Below are 18,789 nucleotides of genomic sequence, written 5' to 3'. Positions count from 1 at the left end.
CCCCGGGGCGGCGGATCAAACGCCGTAAAGATTGGTCAGCGAGGCTTTGAGAAAGCCGCCATCGACGACGATGTCCTGGCCGTTGACATAGCGCGAGGCATCGCTGGCGAGAAAGGCCACGGCGCCCGCGATGTCGGCGGGCAGGCCGATGCGCCGCGCGGGGATGCTGGCGATGCGTTTTTGCAGCACGGCGTCGCCGCTGTAGTGTCTTTCGGATAGCGGAGTGCGGATCATGCCGGGGCTGATGGCGTTGGCGCGGATGCCGCGCGGGCCCCATTCGACGGCCATCTGGCGGGTCAGGGCCTGCAGGGCGCTCTTGGCGGTGCCGTAGGCGCCGACGCGAGTGGGCGCCTGGGCGGAGATCGAGGCCACGTTGACGATGCTGCCCGCCTGCTGGTCGCGCATCAGCGGGAAAAACGCCTGCGCGCACAGCAGGGCGCCGCGCAGGTTGACCCGCAAGAGCTGGTCCCAGAGATCGAGCGGGAAGGTTTCCAGCGGGGTCGGCGCGGTGCTGACGGCCGCGTTGTTGACCAGGACGTCGCAACGGCCCAGGCGCGAGCGGACCTGATCGGCCATGCGCGCCACCGAGTCAGGGTCGGCGATGTCGCAGCGCACCTTCATCAAGCCGTCCGTGCCGCCGTCGTCGGCGTTGATGTCGGCCTGCACGACCGCCGCGCCCATGGCGCGCAGCTGCTGGCAGATGGCCAGGCCGATGCCGCCGGTCGCGCCGGTGACCACGGCCACGCGCCCTTGCAGGGCCTGGTCGGAAAAAGCGGAAAGCATATCCATGCGTGTTGCCTCTTGAGCGAGCCCCTTCGGACTCACTTGTTCTTCAGGTCGGCGAGCTTGGCCAGGTCTTGCCAGATGGCGGCGTCGCGTTTGATCGACGCGCTGAATTCCGCGGGCGAGGCATTGGGCGGGACGATCATGTTCTGGCCTTCGATTTTTTCCTGCACCTCGGGGTCGTGCTGCGCGCGGTAGATCTCGGCGTTGAGGCGTTTGATGATTTCGGGCGGTGTGCCGGCCGGCGCGAAGACGCCGTACCAGCCATCGGCCTCGAACGTATAGCCTTGCTCGGCCAGGGTGGGCACGTCCATGGAGGCCGGCCAGCGGCGCGAGCCGGTCTGGCCGAGCGCGACCAGTTTGCCGCTGCGCATATGGGGAATGGGCGAGGCGATGTCCATGAAGCCGACGCTGATGTTGTTGGCGATCAGGTCGGTGCTTTCGGTGACCAGCTGTTTGTACGGCACATGGGGCATGTCCAGGCCGTAATGCGCTTTGATGCCTTCCATGGCCAGGTGGCCTGACGAGCCCGTGCCCCAGGAGCCATAGGCCAGCTTGCCGGGATGGGCCTTGGCGTAGGCCACCATGTCGGCCAGGTTCTTGAAGCCAGTGCCCGGGTTGGCGATGAGCAGGATGCCGGCCGCGCCGACCTGGGCCACGGGCAGCAGGTCCTTGTCGGTGTCATAGGGGATGGCGGGCAGCACGACCGGGTTGAGCAGGATGGTCGACGAGGGCGCGAACAGCAGCGTGTAGCCATCGTTGGCCGAGCGCACGACCGTCTCGGCGGCGATCATGCCATTGGCGCCGGGCTTGGTCTCCACGACCACGGGCTGCTTGAGCGCCTTGGCCAGCGGGGCGGAAATCAGGCGGGCGAAGATGTCGCCGCCGGCGCCGGGCGAGCCGGCGACCACCATGCGGATCGGGCGCTGCGGCCAGCTGTCCTCGGCGGCCCAGGCATGGGCGCCCAGGCTCATCAGCAAGCTGCCCAGCAGCACGGCGCGCCGTGTGAGAAGGGAAGGGGTCATTGCAGCGTCTCCGAATCTTTTTGCGTTATATGAATCCCCTAAATTCTAGGTAGCTCAGTTGAATTGCCTATAGCTGAAACCGCAGATCAGAACTGCGCGCCGCAGGGGGAATCGGCGGCGCGGCGATCGATACACTTTTGGCGGGGACAACCGCCAAAAGAGCTATCCATGAGCCTTGCCATCCGTCGCCGTCTGCTGCTTGGCAGCGCGGCCTTCTGCACCCTGTTCGCCATGGCCGCCGGCGCGCGCGCGGACTACCCGGACAAACCCCTGCGCCTGGTGGTGCCCTATCCTCCGGGCGCGGCGACGGACGCGATTTCGCGCGCTTTCGCCCAGGCGCTGGGCAAGGTCCTGGGGCAGCCCGTGGTGGTGGAGAACCGGCCCGGCGCGGGCTCGGCCATCGGCATCCAGGCCGTCAAGAGCCGGCCCGCCGACGGCTACACGCTGCTGGTCCATGCCGAGGGTTTCTACAGCGCGAAAATCATGACGCCCAGCGCGGGCTATGCGTTCTCGGATTTCGAGATCCTGGCCCCGCTGGGCCAGAGCAGCTATGCCTTCATCGTGCCGGCCGACCGGGGCTGGACGCGGCTGGCCGACATCAAGCACGCGAACCGGGAGATCGATATCGGCACGGCCGACCTGGGCGTGGGCACCTACTCCACCCTGGCCGCGCGCCTGGCCTCGGGCCTGGGCGTCGCGTATCGCGCCATCCCCTTCAAGGGCGGCGCGGAGGGCCTGGCCGCGATTCTCGGCGGCCAGATCGACGCCTACTTCACCACCCTGGGCACGACCCAGAGCGTGAAGGACAATCCCCATGTGAAGGTGCTGGCCTATACGGGCCGGCCCGGCAGCGCGAGCCATCTTCCCGGCGTGAAGACGTTTGCCGAGCAGGGGGTGCCGGACATGGTGTTCCACAGCAGCTATAGCGTGGCCGTGCGCGCCGGCATCGCCGAACCGGCGCGGCAACGGCTGGCCGCCGCCGTGCGGCAGGCGGCCGCCTCGGCGGCCATGCAAAAGGCGCGCCGCGATCTCTATCTGGACGACTACACCGGCAGCCTGGACGACTACAAGCGCGAGCTCATGGACCTGGCCCAGTCTTTCGAGGCCGCCGCGCGCGAGGGCGGCAGGCCGCCTCGGTAAGCGTCTATGCCTGGCGCTCGGAGGGCGCCGTCTCGCGCGCATGCACGGTGGCGCCCAGCGCCGCGCCGTGCACCGCCAGATGGGCCCCCAGCTGCATGGCCTGTAGCAACGCGGGGCGCGCGATGCCCAGTGCCAGGCCTCGCGCGATCAGCGCGCGCGCGGCGGCCATGTCGGCGTGCGTGAAGCAGGCATGCAGGGCCAGATCGATCAACACGCGCTCGTCGGCGGCCAGCCCGCCTTCGGGTTTGCCATGGGCCAGAAAATCCAGCAGCACGGCAACATAGCCCGGATCGGCGGCGGCCAGGCGCAGCAGGCTGGCCGCGTGTTCGGGGCAGCTTGCCGCGATGCGCGCGCGCAGCGGATCGTCCGCCTCCAGCGCTGGCAGCGGCGCGGCTTCGTGCAGCAGGTCGGCCGCCTGGAACACCGAGCTCAGGCCTTGCAGCGTGACCCGGTGCAGCACATCGAACAGGTCGGCTTCGCTGGCGCCGGCCTGCCGCGCCAGCCGCATATGCGTGGTCAGGCCCGGTTCGTAGAGATGGGTGGCGGAGGCGTCGAGCGCGACGTAGATCAGTTCCACCATGCGCGCCGACAGCGGTCCGGTGCGCGCCGGGTGGCCGGCATAGGCCGCGTAGTGCGACAGGAAGGCCGGGTTGGCGCGCAGCAGCGCCTCATTCCAGGGGCGCCAGTAGCCGCGCGCGGCGATGAAACAGGCTTTGATGGTGTCGGGATCGGTCATGGGCTGCCCAGGGTCTGTCCGGTCAGGTATTGCGCCTGCGCGCCGGCCACGAAGCGCAGCAGCGGCAGGCTGGCGGCGAGGTCGGCGCCGGGCGGGACTTCGACGGCATTGATGCGGGCCGCCTTGGGGCCCCATTCACAGGCCAGCGTGGAGATCAGCATGCGCGCCGCGGCGCGTTCGCCCGCGCCTTCCCAGCTTTCGTCCGGGTCACGCGGCAGCAACAGGGTCAGGCTGCCGGGCCCGTCGAGCGCGGCTTGCCGCGCCGCCTGCACGATGGCGTCGAGCCGCCGCCCCGGCGGGCTGGCCAGCACCTGGGTGTCCAGCAGCGCCGGATAGCCCTGGGCGGCGGTTTGCAGCGGGCCGTCCCAAGGCCCTTGCACCCGCAGCGCCAGCGGCGTGTCGTAAGCCATGGGCGCGTGCGCGCAGGGCGGATAGGCCTGGCTGCCGCCGAAGACGGAAGAGCCGCCATCGACGGCCAGCAGATCGGCCTTGAGCGAGGCCGACTCGGCGCTCGCCAGGAAGGCCAGGGCGCAGGCGATCTCCTGCGGTTCGCCCAACCGGCCCAGGGGGATCTTGGCCACGGCGCGCGCCGGATCCAGGCGGCCGGCCTGGATGAGCGCGGCGACCAGTTCGGTGCGCACAAAGCCCGGGCAGAGAACCGTAAAACGCCAGGCCGGGAACTCGCGCGCCATGGCCCGGGTCTGCGCGATCAGCCCGGCCTTGCTGGGACTGTAGGCGCCGCGCCAGGGGATGGCGCGCAGGCCGGCGCCGGAGGCCACGTTGATGATGCGCGCGCCGGGGACCAGGCGCTCGCGCAGGGCCAGCGGCAGGCGGGCCGGAGCGCGCAGGTTCAGGTCGAGCAGGCGCCGCCAGCCCGCCGGATCCTGACCGATGACCGGCGGGTTGCTGTCATCGGTCATGCCGGCGTTGTTGATGAGCGCATGCAGCGGCGGCAGGCCCTCGGCCAGCGCCGCGATCTGCGCCGGGTCGGTGAGGTCGGCCACGCGGGTGAGGTGCGCGCCGCCCAGCGCGTCGGCCAGGGACCGCAAGGCTTCGGCATTGCGGTCCACCAGGACGCAGCGCCGGCCACCCAGCGCCAGCTGGCGCGCCGTGGCGCGGCCGATGCCGCTGGCCGCGCCGGTCAGGAGGACCGTCTCCATCACAGCGTGGTGAAGGTAATGCCGCCGTCCACCACCAGGCCTTGCGCGGTGATGAAACGCGCTTCGTCGCTGGCGAGGAAGACGATGCCGCTGGCGATGTCCTGCACCGTGCCCAGCCGGCCCAAGGGCGTGCTGGCCACGCGGCGCGCATCGCGCTCGGCGTTGCGGTTGCGCTGCGTGCCCTCGGTAGGAACGGCGGACGGGCAGACGGCGTTGACGCGGATGTTGCGCGCGCCGAGTTCGGCCGCCGCCGCGCGGGTGATGCCCAGGATGCCGGCCTTGATGCCGGAATACACGATGGAGTTGGGGGCGGATTTCAGGGCGGCGGTGGAGGCGACGTTGACGATGGCGCCGCCGCGCTCGGGGTCCATCGTGGCGGCGGCGGCCTGGATGCCCCAGACCACGGCCTTGAAGCCGATATCCAGCATGCGGTCCATGGTCTCGGGCTGGATGTCGGGCACGCTCTGGTAACGCACCCAGGCCGCGTTGTTGACCAGGATGTCGAAGCGCCCGCCATGTTCGGCGGCGCGCTGCACGGCCTCGGCGATGCCTTCGCGGGTCGAGACGTTTTGCGTGACGGGGAAGGCTTTGCCGCCTTCGGCGATGATGCCCGCGACCGCCGCATCGACCAGTTCTTCCTTCAGGTCGTTGACGCCGACGATGGCGCCGCGCGCGGCCAGCTGGCTGGCCGTGGCGCGGCCGATGCCGGCGCCGGCGCCGGTGACGAGCGCCACGCGCCCGGCCAGGTCTTGTTGCATGCTCATGTCCTTATACCGATTGAATGTAGGCGCGGCCCGTATCGCGCGACAGGCCGCCGAAGGCGGCGTCCAGCTTGCGCACGGCGCGCAGCGCGCGGTGCAGGGGCAGTTCCCAGGTAAAACCCATGCCGCCGTGCAGGTGAATGGCTTTTTCGATGACGAAGGCGGCATTGCCCAGCGCGCCGGCCAGGGCAGGGCGCGTGTCGCGCGCCGCGCCGTATTCGTCGGTCTGCATGGCGCGGCGGATGGCCGCGCTGGAGACGTCTTGCAGCAGCCGCATGCGCGCCAGCAAATGGCGCACCGCCTGCTTGGCCGACAAGGGGCGGCCGAACTGCACGCGGGTGGCCATATAGCTGGCGGCGGCCTGCAGGGCGCCTTCGGCCGCGCCGTTGGCGAACTCGGCCAGCAGCAGGTGGGCGCGGCGCTTGAAGGCCGTCCAGGAGGCGGCGTCCAGGCGGGCCAGCACCGGGGCGTCCTGCAGCGCCAGCCATTGCTGGGGATGTTCGGGATCCAGCGCAACCTGCTCCTGGCGCGGCGCGCCCGTGACATCGAGCAAGACGGCGCCGTCGCCGTCGGCCACCAGCAGCCAATCGGCCGGGCCGTGGTCCAGGCGGGCGTGGCCGGTCTGGACGCCGCCTTGCCAGGCGATGCCGGCCAGCCGCTCGCCGGCGACCAGGGCGGCCGCCTGCGGCGTGCCCGGCAGGGCGTGCGCCAGCAGGATCTGTTCGGCCAGGGGCAGCGGCAGGTGCAGCTGCCCGGCGGCATGGGCGATGGGCAGGGCGAAGGCCAGGTCCAGGCCCAGGCCGCCGTCGTCTTCAGCCGCCATGACGCCGAACAAACCGGCCTCGGCCAATACCGCGGCCATTTCATGGCGGTCCTGGCGCGTCAGTGCATCGCTGATGGCCGCGCAGGCGGCCTGCGCGAACTCTTCGGGGCGCAGTTCTTCGCTGCTCATGTCAGATCCTTGGGAAGATTCATGATGCGCTGCGCGATGACATCGAGCTGCACTTCGGTCGTGCCCGCATAGATGGTCTCGGCGCGCGCGAACAGATAGGCATTGGTGAAGGCCGCGTGCGCGCGCCGCGCCAGCGGGCTGGAGTGCGGGCCGGCCTGCGACAGCAGCGACAGGGCCAGCCCGGCGAAGGCCTGGTGGCACTCCGACCAATAGAGTTTGGTGAGCGAGCCGCGCGCGCCGATGGATTCGCCGCGCATCATGCGCTCGACGGTCAGTTCGACCAGACCCTTGAGGCCGTCGATCTCGCCGACCAGGTCGCCGATGCGGCGCTGGACATAGCCATCATCCAGGGCGCTGGCAAGCTGGCCGTCGGACTTGCAGGCCGCGATCAGCTGCCGCAGCTCGCATTCGAAGCGCCAGGGGCGGTACATGCGGTTGGTGGCCCGTTCGATGGACAGCACGCGGATGGCGGCGCTCCAGCCTTCGTCCGGGGCGCCCAGCCGCGCGCTGTCGGGCACGACGACATCGTCGAAGAACACCTCGGCGAACGAGGACTTGCCGTCGATGGACTTGATGGGCACCACGCGGATGCCCGGGGTGTCCATGGGCACGGCGAACATCAACAGGCCGCGATGCTTGTCGGCCACGGTGCCGGTGCGGGTAAGCAGCAGGCAGTAGTGCGCCTTGGCCGCGCCGCTGGTCCAGATTTTCTGGCCATTGATGCGCCACTGGCCGCCTTCCTGCACGGCCTTGGTGCGCAGCCGGGCCAGATCGGAGCCGGCGTCCGGCTCGGAGAAGCCCTGGCACCAGTACTGCTTCATGGACAGGATATTGGGCAGGAAGGCCTGTTTCTGTTCTTCGGTGCCGACCGCCATGATGATGGGGCCGGCCAGCTCCTTGCCGATCGAGCTGACGCTCTCGGGCATGGGCAGCGCGCCGACTTCCTTGTTGACGGCCAGGTGTTCGCGCAGCGACAGGCCATGCCCGCCGTACTGTTTGGGCCAGGTCATGCCGGCCAGACCGGCCTGGTACATGGCGGCCTCCCAGGCGCTGCTTTCGGCCAGGGCGGGAGCGCGCCAGTCCTGACTGTCGCTGCGCATGAAGTCGGGCAGGTTGGCGCGCAGCCAGGTGCGCGCGTGCTGGCGGTAGACCTCGGGCCCGGCGGCCGGATCCGGGACCGCCACGTGTTGATCGAAGTGCATGCTTGTCCTCAGAGTGCGGGCGCGGCGCGGGGGATCATCAGCGCATCGAGCACGACGACGCCTTGACCCTGGGGCCGCACCAGGATGGGGTTCATATCGATCTCGGCGATATCGCCGCGATGCCGGTAGGCGAACTCCGACAGCCGCGCCACGGTGCGCGCGGCGGCGTCGATATCCGCCTTGGGCTGGCCGCGCGCGCCGTCCAGGATGGCGAACATCTTCAGCGAGCGGATCATCGCCCGGGCCTCTTCTTCGCTGACCGGCGCGGCCTGCACGGCCACGTCCTTGAGCACTTCGGCATAGATGCCGCCCATGCCGACCATCACGATGGGGCCGAAGACGGGATCCTGCGAGATGCCGGCGATCATTTCCGTGCCGCCGCGGACCATGGGCGCGACCAGCACGCCGTCGATGCGGGCCCGCGGCGAGTGGCGCGCCGCATTGGCCTGCACGCGGGCGTAGGCCTCGCGCACGGACTGGGCGTCGGCGAGATTGAGCGCTACGCCGCCTGCTTCGGTCTTATGCGCGATGTCCTCGGAGGCGATCTTCAGCACCACCGGGTAGCCGATGGCCTCGGCCGCGCGCGCGGCTTCATCGGCGTCGCGGGCGATAATCTCTCGCGGGACGTCGATGCCGGCCTGGGCCAGGGCTTGCTTGGCGTGGAACTCATTGCGAAAGACCGCGGGGTCGACCGGCTCGGCCGCCATCTCCCGGGACGGCGCGGCATCGGCGGCGCGCAGCTGGCCCAGGCGCATCAGCCCGGCCAGCCCCGTGGCGGCCGCGTCGATGCTGGAAAACACCGGGATGCCCAGGGCATTGATCTTTTCGATGGCCTCGGCCGGCCCCTGGCTGATGATCATCAGCAGGCGGTCGGGGTGGCTGGCGCGAACCTGCGCCAGCGCCTCCAGGTAGATGCCGCGCAGGCGCGTGTTGTAGAGCGACAGCGACATGAACAAGGCCAGCGCGCTCTCGGAAGGATCGTCCAGCAGCGCCGTGAGCATCTTGAGCAGGATGTCGGGACGGCTGGACATCTGCGCCGAGGCATCGACCGGGTTGCCGGTGCTGGCGGTGGGAACCGCCTCGCGGATGCGCGCCTGGGTGTGGGGGGCCAGGGACGGCAAGGCCAGGCCGGCTTCGCTCATGGCGTCGGCCATCATGATGCCGAAGCCGCCCGACGCCGCCACCAGTGTCACGGCGTCGTTGCGCGGCAGGCGGCCGGGCATCAGCAGCGAGGCCGCGTGGCCGATGTCGATCAAGGCCTCGACCGAGCGCACGCGCAGCACGCCGTGGCGGCGGAAAATGGCGTCGATCACGGCATCCGAGCCCGTCAACGCGCCGGTGTGCGAGGCCGCGGCGGCCTGGCCTTTCTCGGTGGAGCCGATCTTCAGCACGATGACCGGCTTGCCCTGTTCGCGCGCCATGCGCAGCGCCTCGATCAGCTTGCCGGCATGGCGGCAGGTCTCCATGCAGCACAGGATGATGCGGGTGGCGGGGTCTTCGGCCAGGGCGGCGATGCCGTCGGCCACATCCACATCGGCTTCGTTTCCGGTGGCGATGAAGCGGCTCACCCCCATGCCGCGCCGGGCCACGCTTTGCATGGTGTGGCTGCCCACATTGCCCGATTGCGACACGATGCCCACCTGGCCTGCGGGCGGCATATGCTCTTCCAGCGCGATGGAGAAAGAACCGATCAGCCGGTCGGCCACGTTGACCGCGCCCAGGCAGTTCGGCCCCAGCACGCGCATTGCGTTCTCGCGCGCGATGGCCACCAGTTCGTCCTGCAGCGCCGCGCCTTGCGGACCGGCCTCGACGAAGCCGGAGGACAGCACGATGGCGGCCTTCACGCCGCGGGCGGCGCAGTCGCGCAGCGCGGCCGGCGTGGCGGCGGCCGGGACGGCGAGGATGGCCAGTTCCGGGGCGGTTGGCGTGTCGCGCACGCTGGCATAGGCGGGCAGGCCCTGGATGGTTCCGCCCTTGGGGTTGATGGGATAGACCGGGCCGGCATAGCCATACTTGACCAGCATGTGCACCGGCCGGCCGCCGATCTTGGTGATGTCGTCGGAGGCGCCGATGATGGCGATGCCGCGCGCCTCGAAAAAGGCCTGCAGCCCCGCGCCGGGGCGTTGCGTCTGTACCGCCATGCTCAACGTCCCTTGAATTGCGGCTGGCGCTTTTCCAGGAAGGCCATGCGCGCTTCACGGGCATCTTCGGTCTTGGCCAGCGCCATGGTGAAGTCCTGTTCGAAGCGGTAGGCGTCGCGCTGCGGCATGAGGTCGACCATATTGGCCGCGCGCTTGGCATAGACCACCGCCAGCGGCGCTTTCGAGGCGATCTCATGGGCCAGGGCCAGGGCCGTGGGCAGCAGTTCGTCGGCGGGCAGCACGTCTTCCAGCACGTTGCGGCGCAAGAGTTCCTGGGCGGTCAGGCGCTGGCCGGTGAAGAACATCCGGCGCAGCGTGGAGCGGCCAAAGAGCGTGCGCAGCATCGAGGCGCCGCCGGCCAGGCCGACGTTGATCTCCGGCATGCCGAAGGTGGCGTTTTCCGAGGCGTACATGATGTCGCAGGCGGCCATCAGGCCCAGGCCCGCGCCAAGCGCCGTGCCGTTGACCGCGGCGATCACGGGCTTGCTGCATTCGCGGATGGCGTTGCCGGTCTCGCGGGTGATGCGGTTGTGCTCCAGGAAGTCCCCGGCGATGTCGGCGGCCGGACGGTCCTTGAGGTCGGCGCCCGCGCAGAACACGCTGCCGCTGCCGGTCAGCACGGCGCAGCGGATGTCTTCACGCTCCGAGATTTCGTCGAAGATGGCCACCAGGCGGCGGCGCGTTTCACGGTTCAGCGCGTTGACCGGGGGACGGTTGAGCGTGACCAGCGCCACGCCGCGGTCGATCTCGAACTTGACGGCGGGCTCGCTCATGCCGCCACCTCGTTCGAACGGGAAAAAACAGGGGCGCGCGTCGCGCCGTGGGCATGCTGCATGGTGAGTCTCCTCGAGTCGCATTGAGCGGTCCGGCCCTGCTTCACAGCCTTGGGCCGCCGGTTTTTTTTGGATTATATGGACGCGATATGCGCAAGATTCAGGCCATAAATGTTGGTTGTGTTCTGCAGGAAAGCGCCATATTCCAGAGGCCCGCCAGCCGATACCATGCCTCTGGTCAGGAGACAAACGAAAGATGCAGATCGAGCGAATCGGCACGGTGCGCGCGGCCCTGGGCGAGTGCCCGGTATGGGACGCCGCGCGCGGACGCATATGGATGGCGGATTGCCGCCACGGCCACATTCTGGCAGTGGATCCCGACAGCGGCGCGACGCGCCATTGGCAGCTGCCCGCGCCCCTGGGTTCCTTCGCCTTCAATGGCGATGACGAGCTGGTGGTGGCCCTGAAAGAGCGCTTCGTGCTCTTTGACACGGCCGATCACAGCCTGCGCACGTTGGCGAGCATCGGCGACAGCCATCCCAATCTGCGCCTCAATGACGGCGTGCCCATGCCCGACGGCAGTTTCGTGGCCGGCACCATGCATATCTATCGCCAGGAAGGCGAACCGCCGCTGGGCGGCCTCTATCGCCTGGACACGCGAGGCCGGCTGACGCGCATCGCCCAGGATCTGGGCGTCGTCAACGGCCCCGGCCCCGACCCGGCCGGCGGCTATTTTCATGTCTGCGACAGTTCGCGGCGCAAGATCTTCCGCTTCCGGATGGACGCCGGCGGCGGCCTGGGCGAGCGCGAAGTCTTCGTCGACACCGATGCCCTGGGCTCGGCGCCGGACGGCTGCTGCTTTGATGTCGAGGGCGGCTTGTGGACGGCGCTGGTGCATGCCGGGGCCATCGCGCGCTTTGACAGCCACGGCAGGCTGGATCAGCGCATCGAGCTGCCCGTGCGGCATCCGGCCTCGCTTTGCTTCGGCGGCGACGGCCTCGACGACCTCTATGTCACTTCGATCAGCGACAGCGGGCGGCTGTCGGCCGATGGGCCGCTGGATGGGGCGCTGCTGCGCGTGCGCGGAACGGGCCGGCGCGGCGCGCCGCGGCCGCGCTGCCGCATCCGTCCCTGAGCTCGCCTCAGTCGGCGCCCGCGCCGCCCTTATAGGCGGTAAAGCGCAGCGCCGGGCCGGACACGTGGTCGGCGACGAAATCCAGGAAGAGGCGGATCTTGGCTGGAATCATGGCCGTGTCGAGGATGGTGGCGTACATCCCTTCCTCGAAAGTGGTGTTGGTCACCCGGTATTGCGGCAGGATGCGCTCCAGCGTGCCGCGGGCGATGTCGTTGTGCACGGTGTAGTCATCGAGCAGGGCGATGCCCTCGCCGAGGCGCGCCAGCTCCAGCAGGGCCACGCCGTTGTTGCTGACATGGCGCGGCTTGACCGGCACCTCGTCGATGGCTTCTTCGTGCTTGAAGCGCCAGCAATACTGTTCGCCTGGCAGCAGATAGGCCAGGCAGGCGTGCCCGGCGATGTCGGCGGGCTGCTGCGGCATGCCGCGCGCGGCCAGGTAGGCGGGCGATGCCACCAGATAGCGCTCGCTCTTGAACAGGATGCGGCGTTTCAGCCCCGCCTCGACCGGCGGGGAAATCCGGAAATCGATATCGAAATTGTTGCGCCGCAGGTCGGTCTTGGCTTCGGAGAGCACCAGCTCGATATGAATATCGGGATATTGCTCGCGGAAAGCCGCCACCAGGGGCGGCAGCACGCCCAGACCAAACATCATGCGCGAATGCACCCGCAGCGTGCCCTTGGGCGCCGAGCGGATTTCGGTGATGTTGCGGTGCGCCTCGTTGATGTTCCAGAGTATGCCTTCGAGCTGGCCGGCGTACTCCTGGCCGGCTTCGGTCAGCACGACCTGCCGCGTGGAGCGCAGCAGCAGCTTGACGTTCAGTTCGGCCTCGAACTCGGTGATCATGCGCGACACCGAGGTGGCCGAGACACCGAACTGCCGCGCGGTTTCGGAGAAGCTCTCCGTTTTCGATATCGACAGAAACAGCTCCATCGCGCGCAGCCTGTCCATCATTCCTCCACTTTGCGCAGCACAGAACGCCGCTTTTCTTGTATTCCAGCCAGTAGCTACCGGCCTCTAGAATTTCCTCAAAATCCGCTATTGAGGAGACATTATGGAATTCGGCGTATTCATCCTGGCGCAGCAGCGAGGTTACCACCAGTCCTCCAAGCAAGTCATTAACAACTCCATCGAGCAGACGGTGGCCGCCGAGCAGGCGGGCTTTGACACGGCCTGGTATGCCGAGCATCACTTCAACAACTACTCGCTCTCGCCGTCGCCCCTGATGACGGTGGCCCATGCCGCCGCCAAGACCCAGCGCATCCGCCTGGGCACGGCGGTCTGCATCCTGCCGCTCTATCATCCGGCGCGCTTCCTGGCCGAGGTGGGCTTCGTGGACACGGTGTCCAACGGCCGGCTGGAGCTGGGCGTGGGGTCGGGCTACCAGGAGTTCGAGTTCGAGCGATTCGGCGTGCAGATCGCCGAATCGGGCGCCATCTTCAATGAGTTCCTGGATGTGATCCCCAAGGGCCTGACGCAGAAAATCTTCGAGCACCAGGGCCAATACCTGAATATTCCGCCCAGCTCCATCGCCGTGCGCTGCCTGCAGGATCCGATGCCGCCCATCTGGATCACCTCGGGCAATCCGGTGACCCTGGGCCGCGGCGTGCGCGAGAACCACAATCTCTTCGTGACCGCGCTGCTCAATGGCAACGAGGCCATCGCCGGCCTGCGCGGCCGCCTGGAGAAAGTCGCCGCGGACAACGGCAAGGACCTGGACCGCGACGTGAAGTTCGGTTTCCTGCGCTGCGGCTACGCTTCGGACAACAAGGCCGAGATCGACGCCTACCTGGATTGCGCGCGCTTCCAGCGCCGGATTTCGGAGAGCCTGAAGTACCGCCGGGCGCAAAGCGACGATGGCTATATGGTCAAGGAAGTGCCGTCCGAAACCGATCCGACCTTCGAGCAGCTGCGCAAGAACCTGCCGGTGGGCTCGGTCAACGAGGTGATCGACAAGATGCTGGAAGAAATCAGCATCCTGCGACCCAAGCACATTGCCTTGCAGACCCAGTTGGGCGATTTCGACCAGAAGACCATGCTGCGCCAGATCGAACTCTGGGGCGACAAGATCATTCCGGCCATCCGCAAGGAAATCGGCAGCACGGCGGCGGTCGCCTGAGGAGGAGATCATGCAGATCTACCTGAGCAATGCCGGCGCGATCACCCTGCGCCATCCGACGGACTTTCGCCGGCTCGATGTGCTGGCCGACCCGCAGCCGCGCGAGCGGCTGGAGCAGGCCATCGCCCGCGTCGGCCGGCGCGAGGACGAGCGCCATCTGCGCCTGGCGCCCTCGGTGCTGCGTTTTCTCTCGCAGCATGCGGGCGATCCGCAGTGGGAGGCGGGTTTTTCGGCCATGGTGGATTACGCGGCGCGGCACGGCTGGGTGGACGAGCGTGGCGACATCCGCGCGCACATGGTGGTCAATGAGCGCGACGAGGTGGTGTCGATCGATGATTTCAAGGCGGCCATGCGGGCCTTGCCCGCGGGCATCAGCGCGGTCAGCACCGGCGATGGCGAAGCGGTCGCCGGCCTGATCGTCTCCAGCCTGACGTCGATCTCCGCCGAGCCGCCCATGGTGGGGTTCTTCGTGCAGCAGACTTCCTCGGCGCGCGGCGCCCTGCTGCGCAATGGCCGCTTCGTGGCCAATGTGCTGGGCGAAGACCACGGCGAGATCATCCAGGCCTTTCTGCGCCAGCCGCAGGGCAGCGCCCGCTTCGCTCAGGGCGGCTGGGTGATGACCGAGCAGGGCCTGCCCGTGCTCTCCGACGCCCTGGCGAGCATCGAGTGCGACATCGTCTGCACCGAAGCGCTCGGCACGCACGACCTGATTGTCGGCAAGATCCGCAAGACGGCCTGCCGCCAGGCGCAGCCTGTGGTCAATTTCAACGCCGCCACGCACCGCCTGTCGCTGCTGCAATAAAGGCGGACAGCGCCCGCAGGTCCATAAAAAAGCCCGCTTGCGCGGGCTTTTGGCTTTGCGCCGGGGACGGCTCAGTCCAGGACGATCTGGTTGTCCTTGATGACCTTGCCCCAATACTGGCGGTCGGCCTCCAGCTGGGCATCCAGCGCCTGCGGGCCGCCGGTCTTTTCCGTCTGGCCATTGGTGGCCAGCATCTGGCGAAAGCGCGGCGTCTGCACGGTCTTGATGGCGGCGGCCGAATAGGCCTGCACCAGTTCATCCGGCGTGTCCTTGGGCGCATGCAGGGCGGTCCAGTAACTGGCCTTGAGCTGCGGATAACCCAATTCCGTAACGCTCGGCACATCCGGCAGCGCCGGGTCGCGGCGGTCCGTGGTCAGTGTCAGGATCTTCACCGCGCCGGCCTTCTGGTGGTCCGCCAGCGCGATGGGGGTCATGAAGGACAGATCATTGCGGCCGCTGATCAGGTCCATCAGGCTGGTGGGCGTGCTCTTGTACGGCACGGCGGTCAGCGGGATGTCCAGCGTCTTGGACAGGATCAGGCCGTAGAGATCGGTGACGCTGCCGGGACCCAGCGAGCCGTAGGTCAGGGGGCGGCCCGCGCGCTTGGCATAGGCCACCAGTTCCGCGATGGAGTTCACGCCCATCTGGGGCGGCACCGTGATGGTCAGCGGGCCGTCAAAAAGCATGGCCACGGACGCGAAGCTGTCAAAACCATACTGCAGCGCGGGGCGCAGCAGGACGTTGAGCGACAGCGGCCCCGATCCGCCCATCAGCAGCGTCGAGCCGTCGGCCGGGGCGCGCGCCACGTAGCTGGAGCCGATGATGCCATTGGCGCCGGCCTTGTTTTCGACAATAAAGGGCCGGCCGATTTCCGCGCTCATGCCTTCGGCCAGCAGTCGCGCGAAATTGTCGTTCGGCCCGCCGGCGGCGTAGGGCACGATGAGGGAAACCGGCTTGGGGGCGGCGCGCAGCGGCCGGGCAAGCATCATGAGGGCGCCCGCGGCAATGAAGCCGCGGCGCGTGGGCTTGTACATAAGTCTGTCTCCTGCTCCCTTGTGCCCCTGGCCATTCCTCGGCGGGAACGGCCGTCCCGATGGCCGGGCGGGCGTCGTGGGGGGACGGCGCGGCAGCCGTCCTCGGTTATTTATCCACGTAAATGGTAAGTTTTATCGGCCGTGGAGATTACCCCATGGCTGCGCAGAACTGTTTTGCGGAAATTGCGGAGGTCGCGGCCACGGCATGGACACCGCCGGGCCGGGCTTTCCCGAATGGCGAGATTTACGCCTTAACGAATATTGTGAACCTACATTTTCGTTAAACAGTAAATTTTTAGCTGCGAGCGACGCCATGTTCCCGTTCCTTGCCTCCCGGTTCGCCGGCTTGCTGTCGACTGCCCTGTTGTGCCTTTCCGCGAGCGCCCACGCCGGCTATCCCGAGCGGCCGGTGACCCTGGTCGTGCCGTTTCCCGCAGGCGGCAATTCCGATATCGTGGCCCGGCGCGTCGCGGAGCGGCTGACGCAGTCCTGGGGTCAGCCGGTTATCGTCGAGAACCGGGCCGGCGCGGGCGGTCTGGTCGGTAATCAGGCGGTGGCCCGGGCCAAGCCTGACGGCTATACGCTACTGTTGGGTGGCCTGTCCACGCAGGTGCTGCTCGCGGGGACCGCGCCCGAGCTGCCCTATGACCCGGTCAAGAGTCTGTCGGCCGTGGCGCTGATATCCAAAGTGCCGCTCGTGTTGGTCGTGCCGGCGACATCGCCGGCCACGGACCTCAAGAGCTTTGCGCAATACCTGCGCCAGTCTCCTGGCAAATACAACTTCAGTTCCGCCGGCATCGGGACGTCTGGACACGTCACCGCGCAGTATTTCGCCAAGGCGATCGGCGCCGACGTCGTGCACATCGCCTACCGCGGCAGCGCGCCCGCGCTGACCGACCTGGTCGAAGGGCGCAATGCCTATCTCGTGGACACGCCACCCGTAGTCAAGGAGATGGTGAAGGCCGGCAAGCTGCGCGCGCTGGCAGTTTTCAGCGAGTCGCGCTTGCAGGACCTGCCGGATGTGCCGACGGTCGCGCAGGCCGGTCTGGGCGATCGTGTCCAGCACATGATGCAGCCCTGGCAGGCCATTTTCGCGCCCGGCGGCACCCCGCCGATGATCGAGGCATCCATCCACGATGCCGTCGACCAGGCGGTCTCGGATCCGGAATTCCAGGACAAGCTGCGGCAACTCGGCCTGATACCGCTGTCGGGATCGCTGGCCGATGCCAAGAAACGCTTCGAAGTAGACTATGCAAACTGGCTGCCTATCCTCAACGATATGGGCGTGAAGTCGGCGCCCTGAACCCGTTTGCCTCTGCCCGCATGAAAAATGATGATTCCAGCCCCATCGGGCAGGCCATTCGGCGCATCCGCAAGGAAAAAAAGATATCTCTGCAAGCCTTGTCCTCTGCGTCCGGGGTCGCCATTGGCATCCTTAGCGAGATCGAACGCGACCTGGGCAATCCTTCCCTGAAGACCTTGATGCGCATCCAGCAGGCACTGGAAGTGCCGTTGAGCGCGCTGTTCGACGGGCCGCGCGCCGGCCCGGCGGATGCCAGCGGCCTGGGCGCCCACGTCCGGCGCGAGGGGACAAGGCGCGCCCTGCCGTTCGGTACGCCGCTGATGACCAAGGAGATGCTGTCTCCGCCTGCCGGCCAGCGTCTGCAGTTCATGGTGCTGACCATCCAGCCGGGCGGCACGTCCGGCCCGGCGGCCCTGAGCTATCCGGCCGAAAAAGGCGGGATGGTGCTGCAAGGGGCGTTTGACCTGGCCCTGGCCGACCAGGTGTTGCAGCTGCGCCGTGGCGACAGCTTTCAGTTCGACGGCGCCACGCCACATATCTTCAGCAATCCCTACGACGAGCCCGCCAGCTTGCTGTGGATCATCTCACACGAACCGCTGGCGGCCCGTCAGCTGTAGTTCACCAGCGCTGTGCGGGTGCGGGCAGCTCCAGGGCCCCGCGCAGCGCATCGCACAGGCGCTGGAATTCGGCTTCGGCCACGGCGCTATAGCGGCGCGCGCGCAAGAAGCCGTGAATCATGCCCTGGCCCACGCGCACTTGCGCCGCCGTCCCCGCCTGCCGCAGCTTGTCGGCGTAGCGCAGGCCATCGTCGAGCAGCGGATCGTGGTCGGCAAGCAGCAGATAGGCCGGTGGCAGTCCGGCGTGGTCCGTGGCGAGCATGGGAAGCGCGTAGCCGTCCGCCCCATCCAGGCCGTCCGGGAGAAAGGCGTTCAGGGCAAACGACATCGCCTCGCGCGTCAGGAAGGCGTCCTGGGTATTGTGCAGATAGCTGTGCGTGTTCAGGTCGGCGTCCAGGGTGGGATAGACCAGCGCCTGCATGCGCAGGCGCGGGCCTTGCCGGTCGCGCGCCAGCAGCGCGCAGGCGGCGGCAAGATTGCCGCCCGCGCTGTCGCCCGCCACCGCCATGCGATCGGTGTCGACCTTGAGCATGTCCGCCTCATCGGCGGCCCAGAGAAGGGCCTCGTAGGCGTCCTGGGTCGGCGCGGGATAAGGGTTCTCCGGGGCGCGGCGGTAGTGCACGCTGAACACCTGGGCGCCGGTATTGGCGGCCAGGCTGGCGGTAATGAAATCGTGGCCCTGAGGGCTGCCAGCCACGAAGCTGCCGCCATGCAGGTAGACGATGGTGGGCAGGGCCGCCTGGCTTTGCGGCCGGTAGATGCGCACGGGTATTTCGTGGCCCTGGCGCACGATATAGGTGTCGCTCACGTTCAGGCCGGCGGGGTAGGGCTCGCGTACCAGCGCCGCATACTGGTCCGCCCGTGTGCGGCGCTGCGCCAGCGAAATCTGCAGCCCCGCCATCCGGCCAAGCGCGCGCCGCGCTTCTTCCACATAAGCCTGGATACCTGGGTCGTATGTCATGCGCGGCTGTCCTTGTCGTGTTGGGGCCAGGATTCACTATAGCCAGATTTTCGCTTTGACGAAAAAAATCCGCAGAAATCGACGCTGTTTCGGCGATATGCGACAGTTGCTGCTTCCCAGCGTCCGCGCCGACCCGATAGGCGGCCG

Annotated in this window: 18 protein-coding genes; 6 read left to right on the top strand and 12 right to left on the bottom strand. The window is 68.1% G+C overall.

What is annotated here, in order from left to right:
* Positions 1 to 15 precede the first annotated feature (15 nt).
* Complete coding sequence (locus L540_RS15855) at positions 16 to 783, bottom strand: SDR family NAD(P)-dependent oxidoreductase (RefSeq protein ID WP_043215455.1); 768 nt, start codon at positions 781 to 783, stop codon at positions 16 to 18.
* 38 nt (positions 784 to 821) lie between these two features.
* Positions 822 to 1,808 (bottom strand): Bug family tripartite tricarboxylate transporter substrate binding protein, encoded by a 987-nt coding sequence (locus L540_RS15850; protein WP_043213961.1) that lies wholly within the window; start codon positions 1,806 to 1,808, stop codon positions 822 to 824.
* 168 nt (positions 1,809 to 1,976) lie between these two features.
* On the opposite strand from L540_RS15850, the gene L540_RS15845 reads away from it, so the two are divergent.
* A complete protein-coding gene (locus L540_RS15845) occupies positions 1,977 to 2,948 on the top strand; it encodes a Bug family tripartite tricarboxylate transporter substrate binding protein (RefSeq protein ID WP_043213963.1) in 972 nt (323 codons plus the stop codon).
* Between the two features lie 4 nt (positions 2,949 to 2,952).
* On the opposite strand, the gene L540_RS15840 is transcribed toward L540_RS15845, so the two are convergent.
* The 7 genes from L540_RS15840 to L540_RS15810 are packed head-to-tail and all read right to left on the bottom strand — an operon-like array spanning position 2,953 to position 10,673.
* Positions 2,953 to 3,684, bottom strand: a complete 732-nt coding sequence (locus L540_RS15840; protein WP_043213964.1) for a carboxymuconolactone decarboxylase family protein — start codon at positions 3,682 to 3,684, stop codon at positions 2,953 to 2,955.
* Positions 3,681 to 4,844: an SDR family NAD(P)-dependent oxidoreductase gene (locus L540_RS15835; RefSeq protein WP_043213967.1), complete on the bottom strand. Its 1,164-nt coding sequence runs from the start codon at positions 4,842 to 4,844 to the stop codon at positions 3,681 to 3,683. Before L540_RS15835 ends, L540_RS15840 begins: the two co-directional genes overlap by 4 nt.
* Entirely contained in the window at positions 4,844 to 5,608 is a 765-nt protein-coding gene (locus tag L540_RS15830; protein ID WP_043213970.1) for an SDR family NAD(P)-dependent oxidoreductase, read from the bottom strand. The genes L540_RS15835 and L540_RS15830 overlap by 1 nt, the downstream gene beginning before the upstream one ends.
* A 4-nt stretch (positions 5,609 to 5,612) precedes the next feature.
* Positions 5,613 to 6,557 (bottom strand): acyl-CoA dehydrogenase family protein, encoded by a 945-nt coding sequence (locus tag L540_RS15825; protein ID WP_043213972.1) that lies wholly within the window; start codon positions 6,555 to 6,557, stop codon positions 5,613 to 5,615.
* Positions 6,554 to 7,759 (bottom strand): acyl-CoA dehydrogenase family protein, encoded by a 1,206-nt coding sequence (locus tag L540_RS15820; protein WP_043213974.1) that lies wholly within the window; start codon positions 7,757 to 7,759, stop codon positions 6,554 to 6,556. Before L540_RS15820 ends, L540_RS15825 begins: the two co-directional genes overlap by 4 nt.
* 8 nt (positions 7,760 to 7,767) lie before the next feature.
* Positions 7,768 to 9,900 carry an acetate--CoA ligase family protein gene (locus L540_RS15815; protein WP_043213978.1) on the bottom strand — a complete coding sequence of 711 codons (2,133 nt, stop codon included), beginning with the start codon at positions 9,898 to 9,900 and terminating at the stop codon, positions 7,768 to 7,770.
* Positions 9,901 to 9,902: 2 nt separating this feature from the next.
* Positions 9,903 to 10,673: an enoyl-CoA hydratase/isomerase family protein gene (locus L540_RS15810; RefSeq protein ID WP_043213980.1), complete on the bottom strand. Its 771-nt coding sequence runs from the start codon at positions 10,671 to 10,673 to the stop codon at positions 9,903 to 9,905.
* Positions 10,674 to 10,929: 256 nt separating this feature from the next.
* Here L540_RS15810 and L540_RS15805 point away from each other — a divergent pair, with 256 nt between their 5' ends.
* On the top strand, positions 10,930 to 11,808 hold the full coding sequence (locus tag L540_RS15805) for an SMP-30/gluconolactonase/LRE family protein (RefSeq protein ID WP_043213983.1): 879 nt from the start codon (positions 10,930 to 10,932) through the stop codon (positions 11,806 to 11,808).
* Positions 11,809 to 11,815: 7 nt separating this feature from the next.
* Here L540_RS15805 and L540_RS15800 read toward each other — a convergent pair whose 3' ends face one another.
* Positions 11,816 to 12,757 (bottom strand): LysR family transcriptional regulator, encoded by a 942-nt coding sequence (locus tag L540_RS15800; RefSeq protein WP_043213985.1) that lies wholly within the window; start codon positions 12,755 to 12,757, stop codon positions 11,816 to 11,818.
* Positions 12,758 to 12,860: 103 nt separating this feature from the next.
* Between L540_RS15800 and L540_RS15795 the strand changes: the two genes are divergently transcribed.
* Both L540_RS15795 and L540_RS15790 read left to right on the top strand, forming a co-directional pair.
* Positions 12,861 to 13,925 (top strand): LLM class flavin-dependent oxidoreductase, encoded by a 1,065-nt coding sequence (locus tag L540_RS15795; protein ID WP_043213987.1) that lies wholly within the window; start codon positions 12,861 to 12,863, stop codon positions 13,923 to 13,925.
* 10 nt (positions 13,926 to 13,935) lie between these two features.
* Positions 13,936 to 14,727, top strand: a complete 792-nt coding sequence (locus L540_RS15790) for a flavin reductase family protein (RefSeq protein ID WP_043213990.1) — start codon at positions 13,936 to 13,938, stop codon at positions 14,725 to 14,727.
* A gap of 71 nt (positions 14,728 to 14,798) precedes the next feature.
* On the opposite strand, the gene L540_RS15785 is transcribed toward L540_RS15790, so the two are convergent.
* The gene (locus L540_RS15785) at positions 14,799 to 15,761 is read right to left on the bottom strand and encodes a tripartite tricarboxylate transporter substrate binding protein (RefSeq protein WP_043213994.1); all 963 of its coding nucleotides are present in this window, start codon (positions 15,759 to 15,761) and stop codon (positions 14,799 to 14,801) included.
* Between the two features lie 313 nt (positions 15,762 to 16,074).
* On the opposite strand from L540_RS15785, the gene L540_RS15780 reads away from it, so the two are divergent.
* Complete coding sequence (locus L540_RS15780; protein ID WP_043213996.1) at positions 16,075 to 17,064, top strand: tripartite tricarboxylate transporter substrate-binding protein; 990 nt, start codon at positions 16,075 to 16,077, stop codon at positions 17,062 to 17,064.
* Positions 17,065 to 17,084: 20 nt separating this feature from the next.
* On the top strand, positions 17,085 to 17,681 hold the full coding sequence (locus tag L540_RS15775) for a helix-turn-helix domain-containing protein (RefSeq protein WP_043213998.1): 597 nt from the start codon (positions 17,085 to 17,087) through the stop codon (positions 17,679 to 17,681).
* Between the two features lies 1 nt (position 17,682).
* On the opposite strand, the gene L540_RS15770 is transcribed toward L540_RS15775, so the two are convergent.
* On the bottom strand, positions 17,683 to 18,642 hold the full coding sequence (locus L540_RS15770; protein ID WP_043214000.1) for an alpha/beta hydrolase: 960 nt from the start codon (positions 18,640 to 18,642) through the stop codon (positions 17,683 to 17,685).
* Positions 18,643 to 18,789: the final 147 nt, after the last annotated feature.

The sequence above is a fragment of the Bordetella pseudohinzii genome (assembly GCF_000657795.2).
In the GTDB taxonomy this organism is placed as follows: Bacteria; Pseudomonadota; Gammaproteobacteria; order Burkholderiales; family Burkholderiaceae_B; genus Bordetella; species Bordetella pseudohinzii.
Note: the sequence above shows the minus strand (reverse complement) of the source record. Positions and strands in the feature narration are given on the sequence as shown.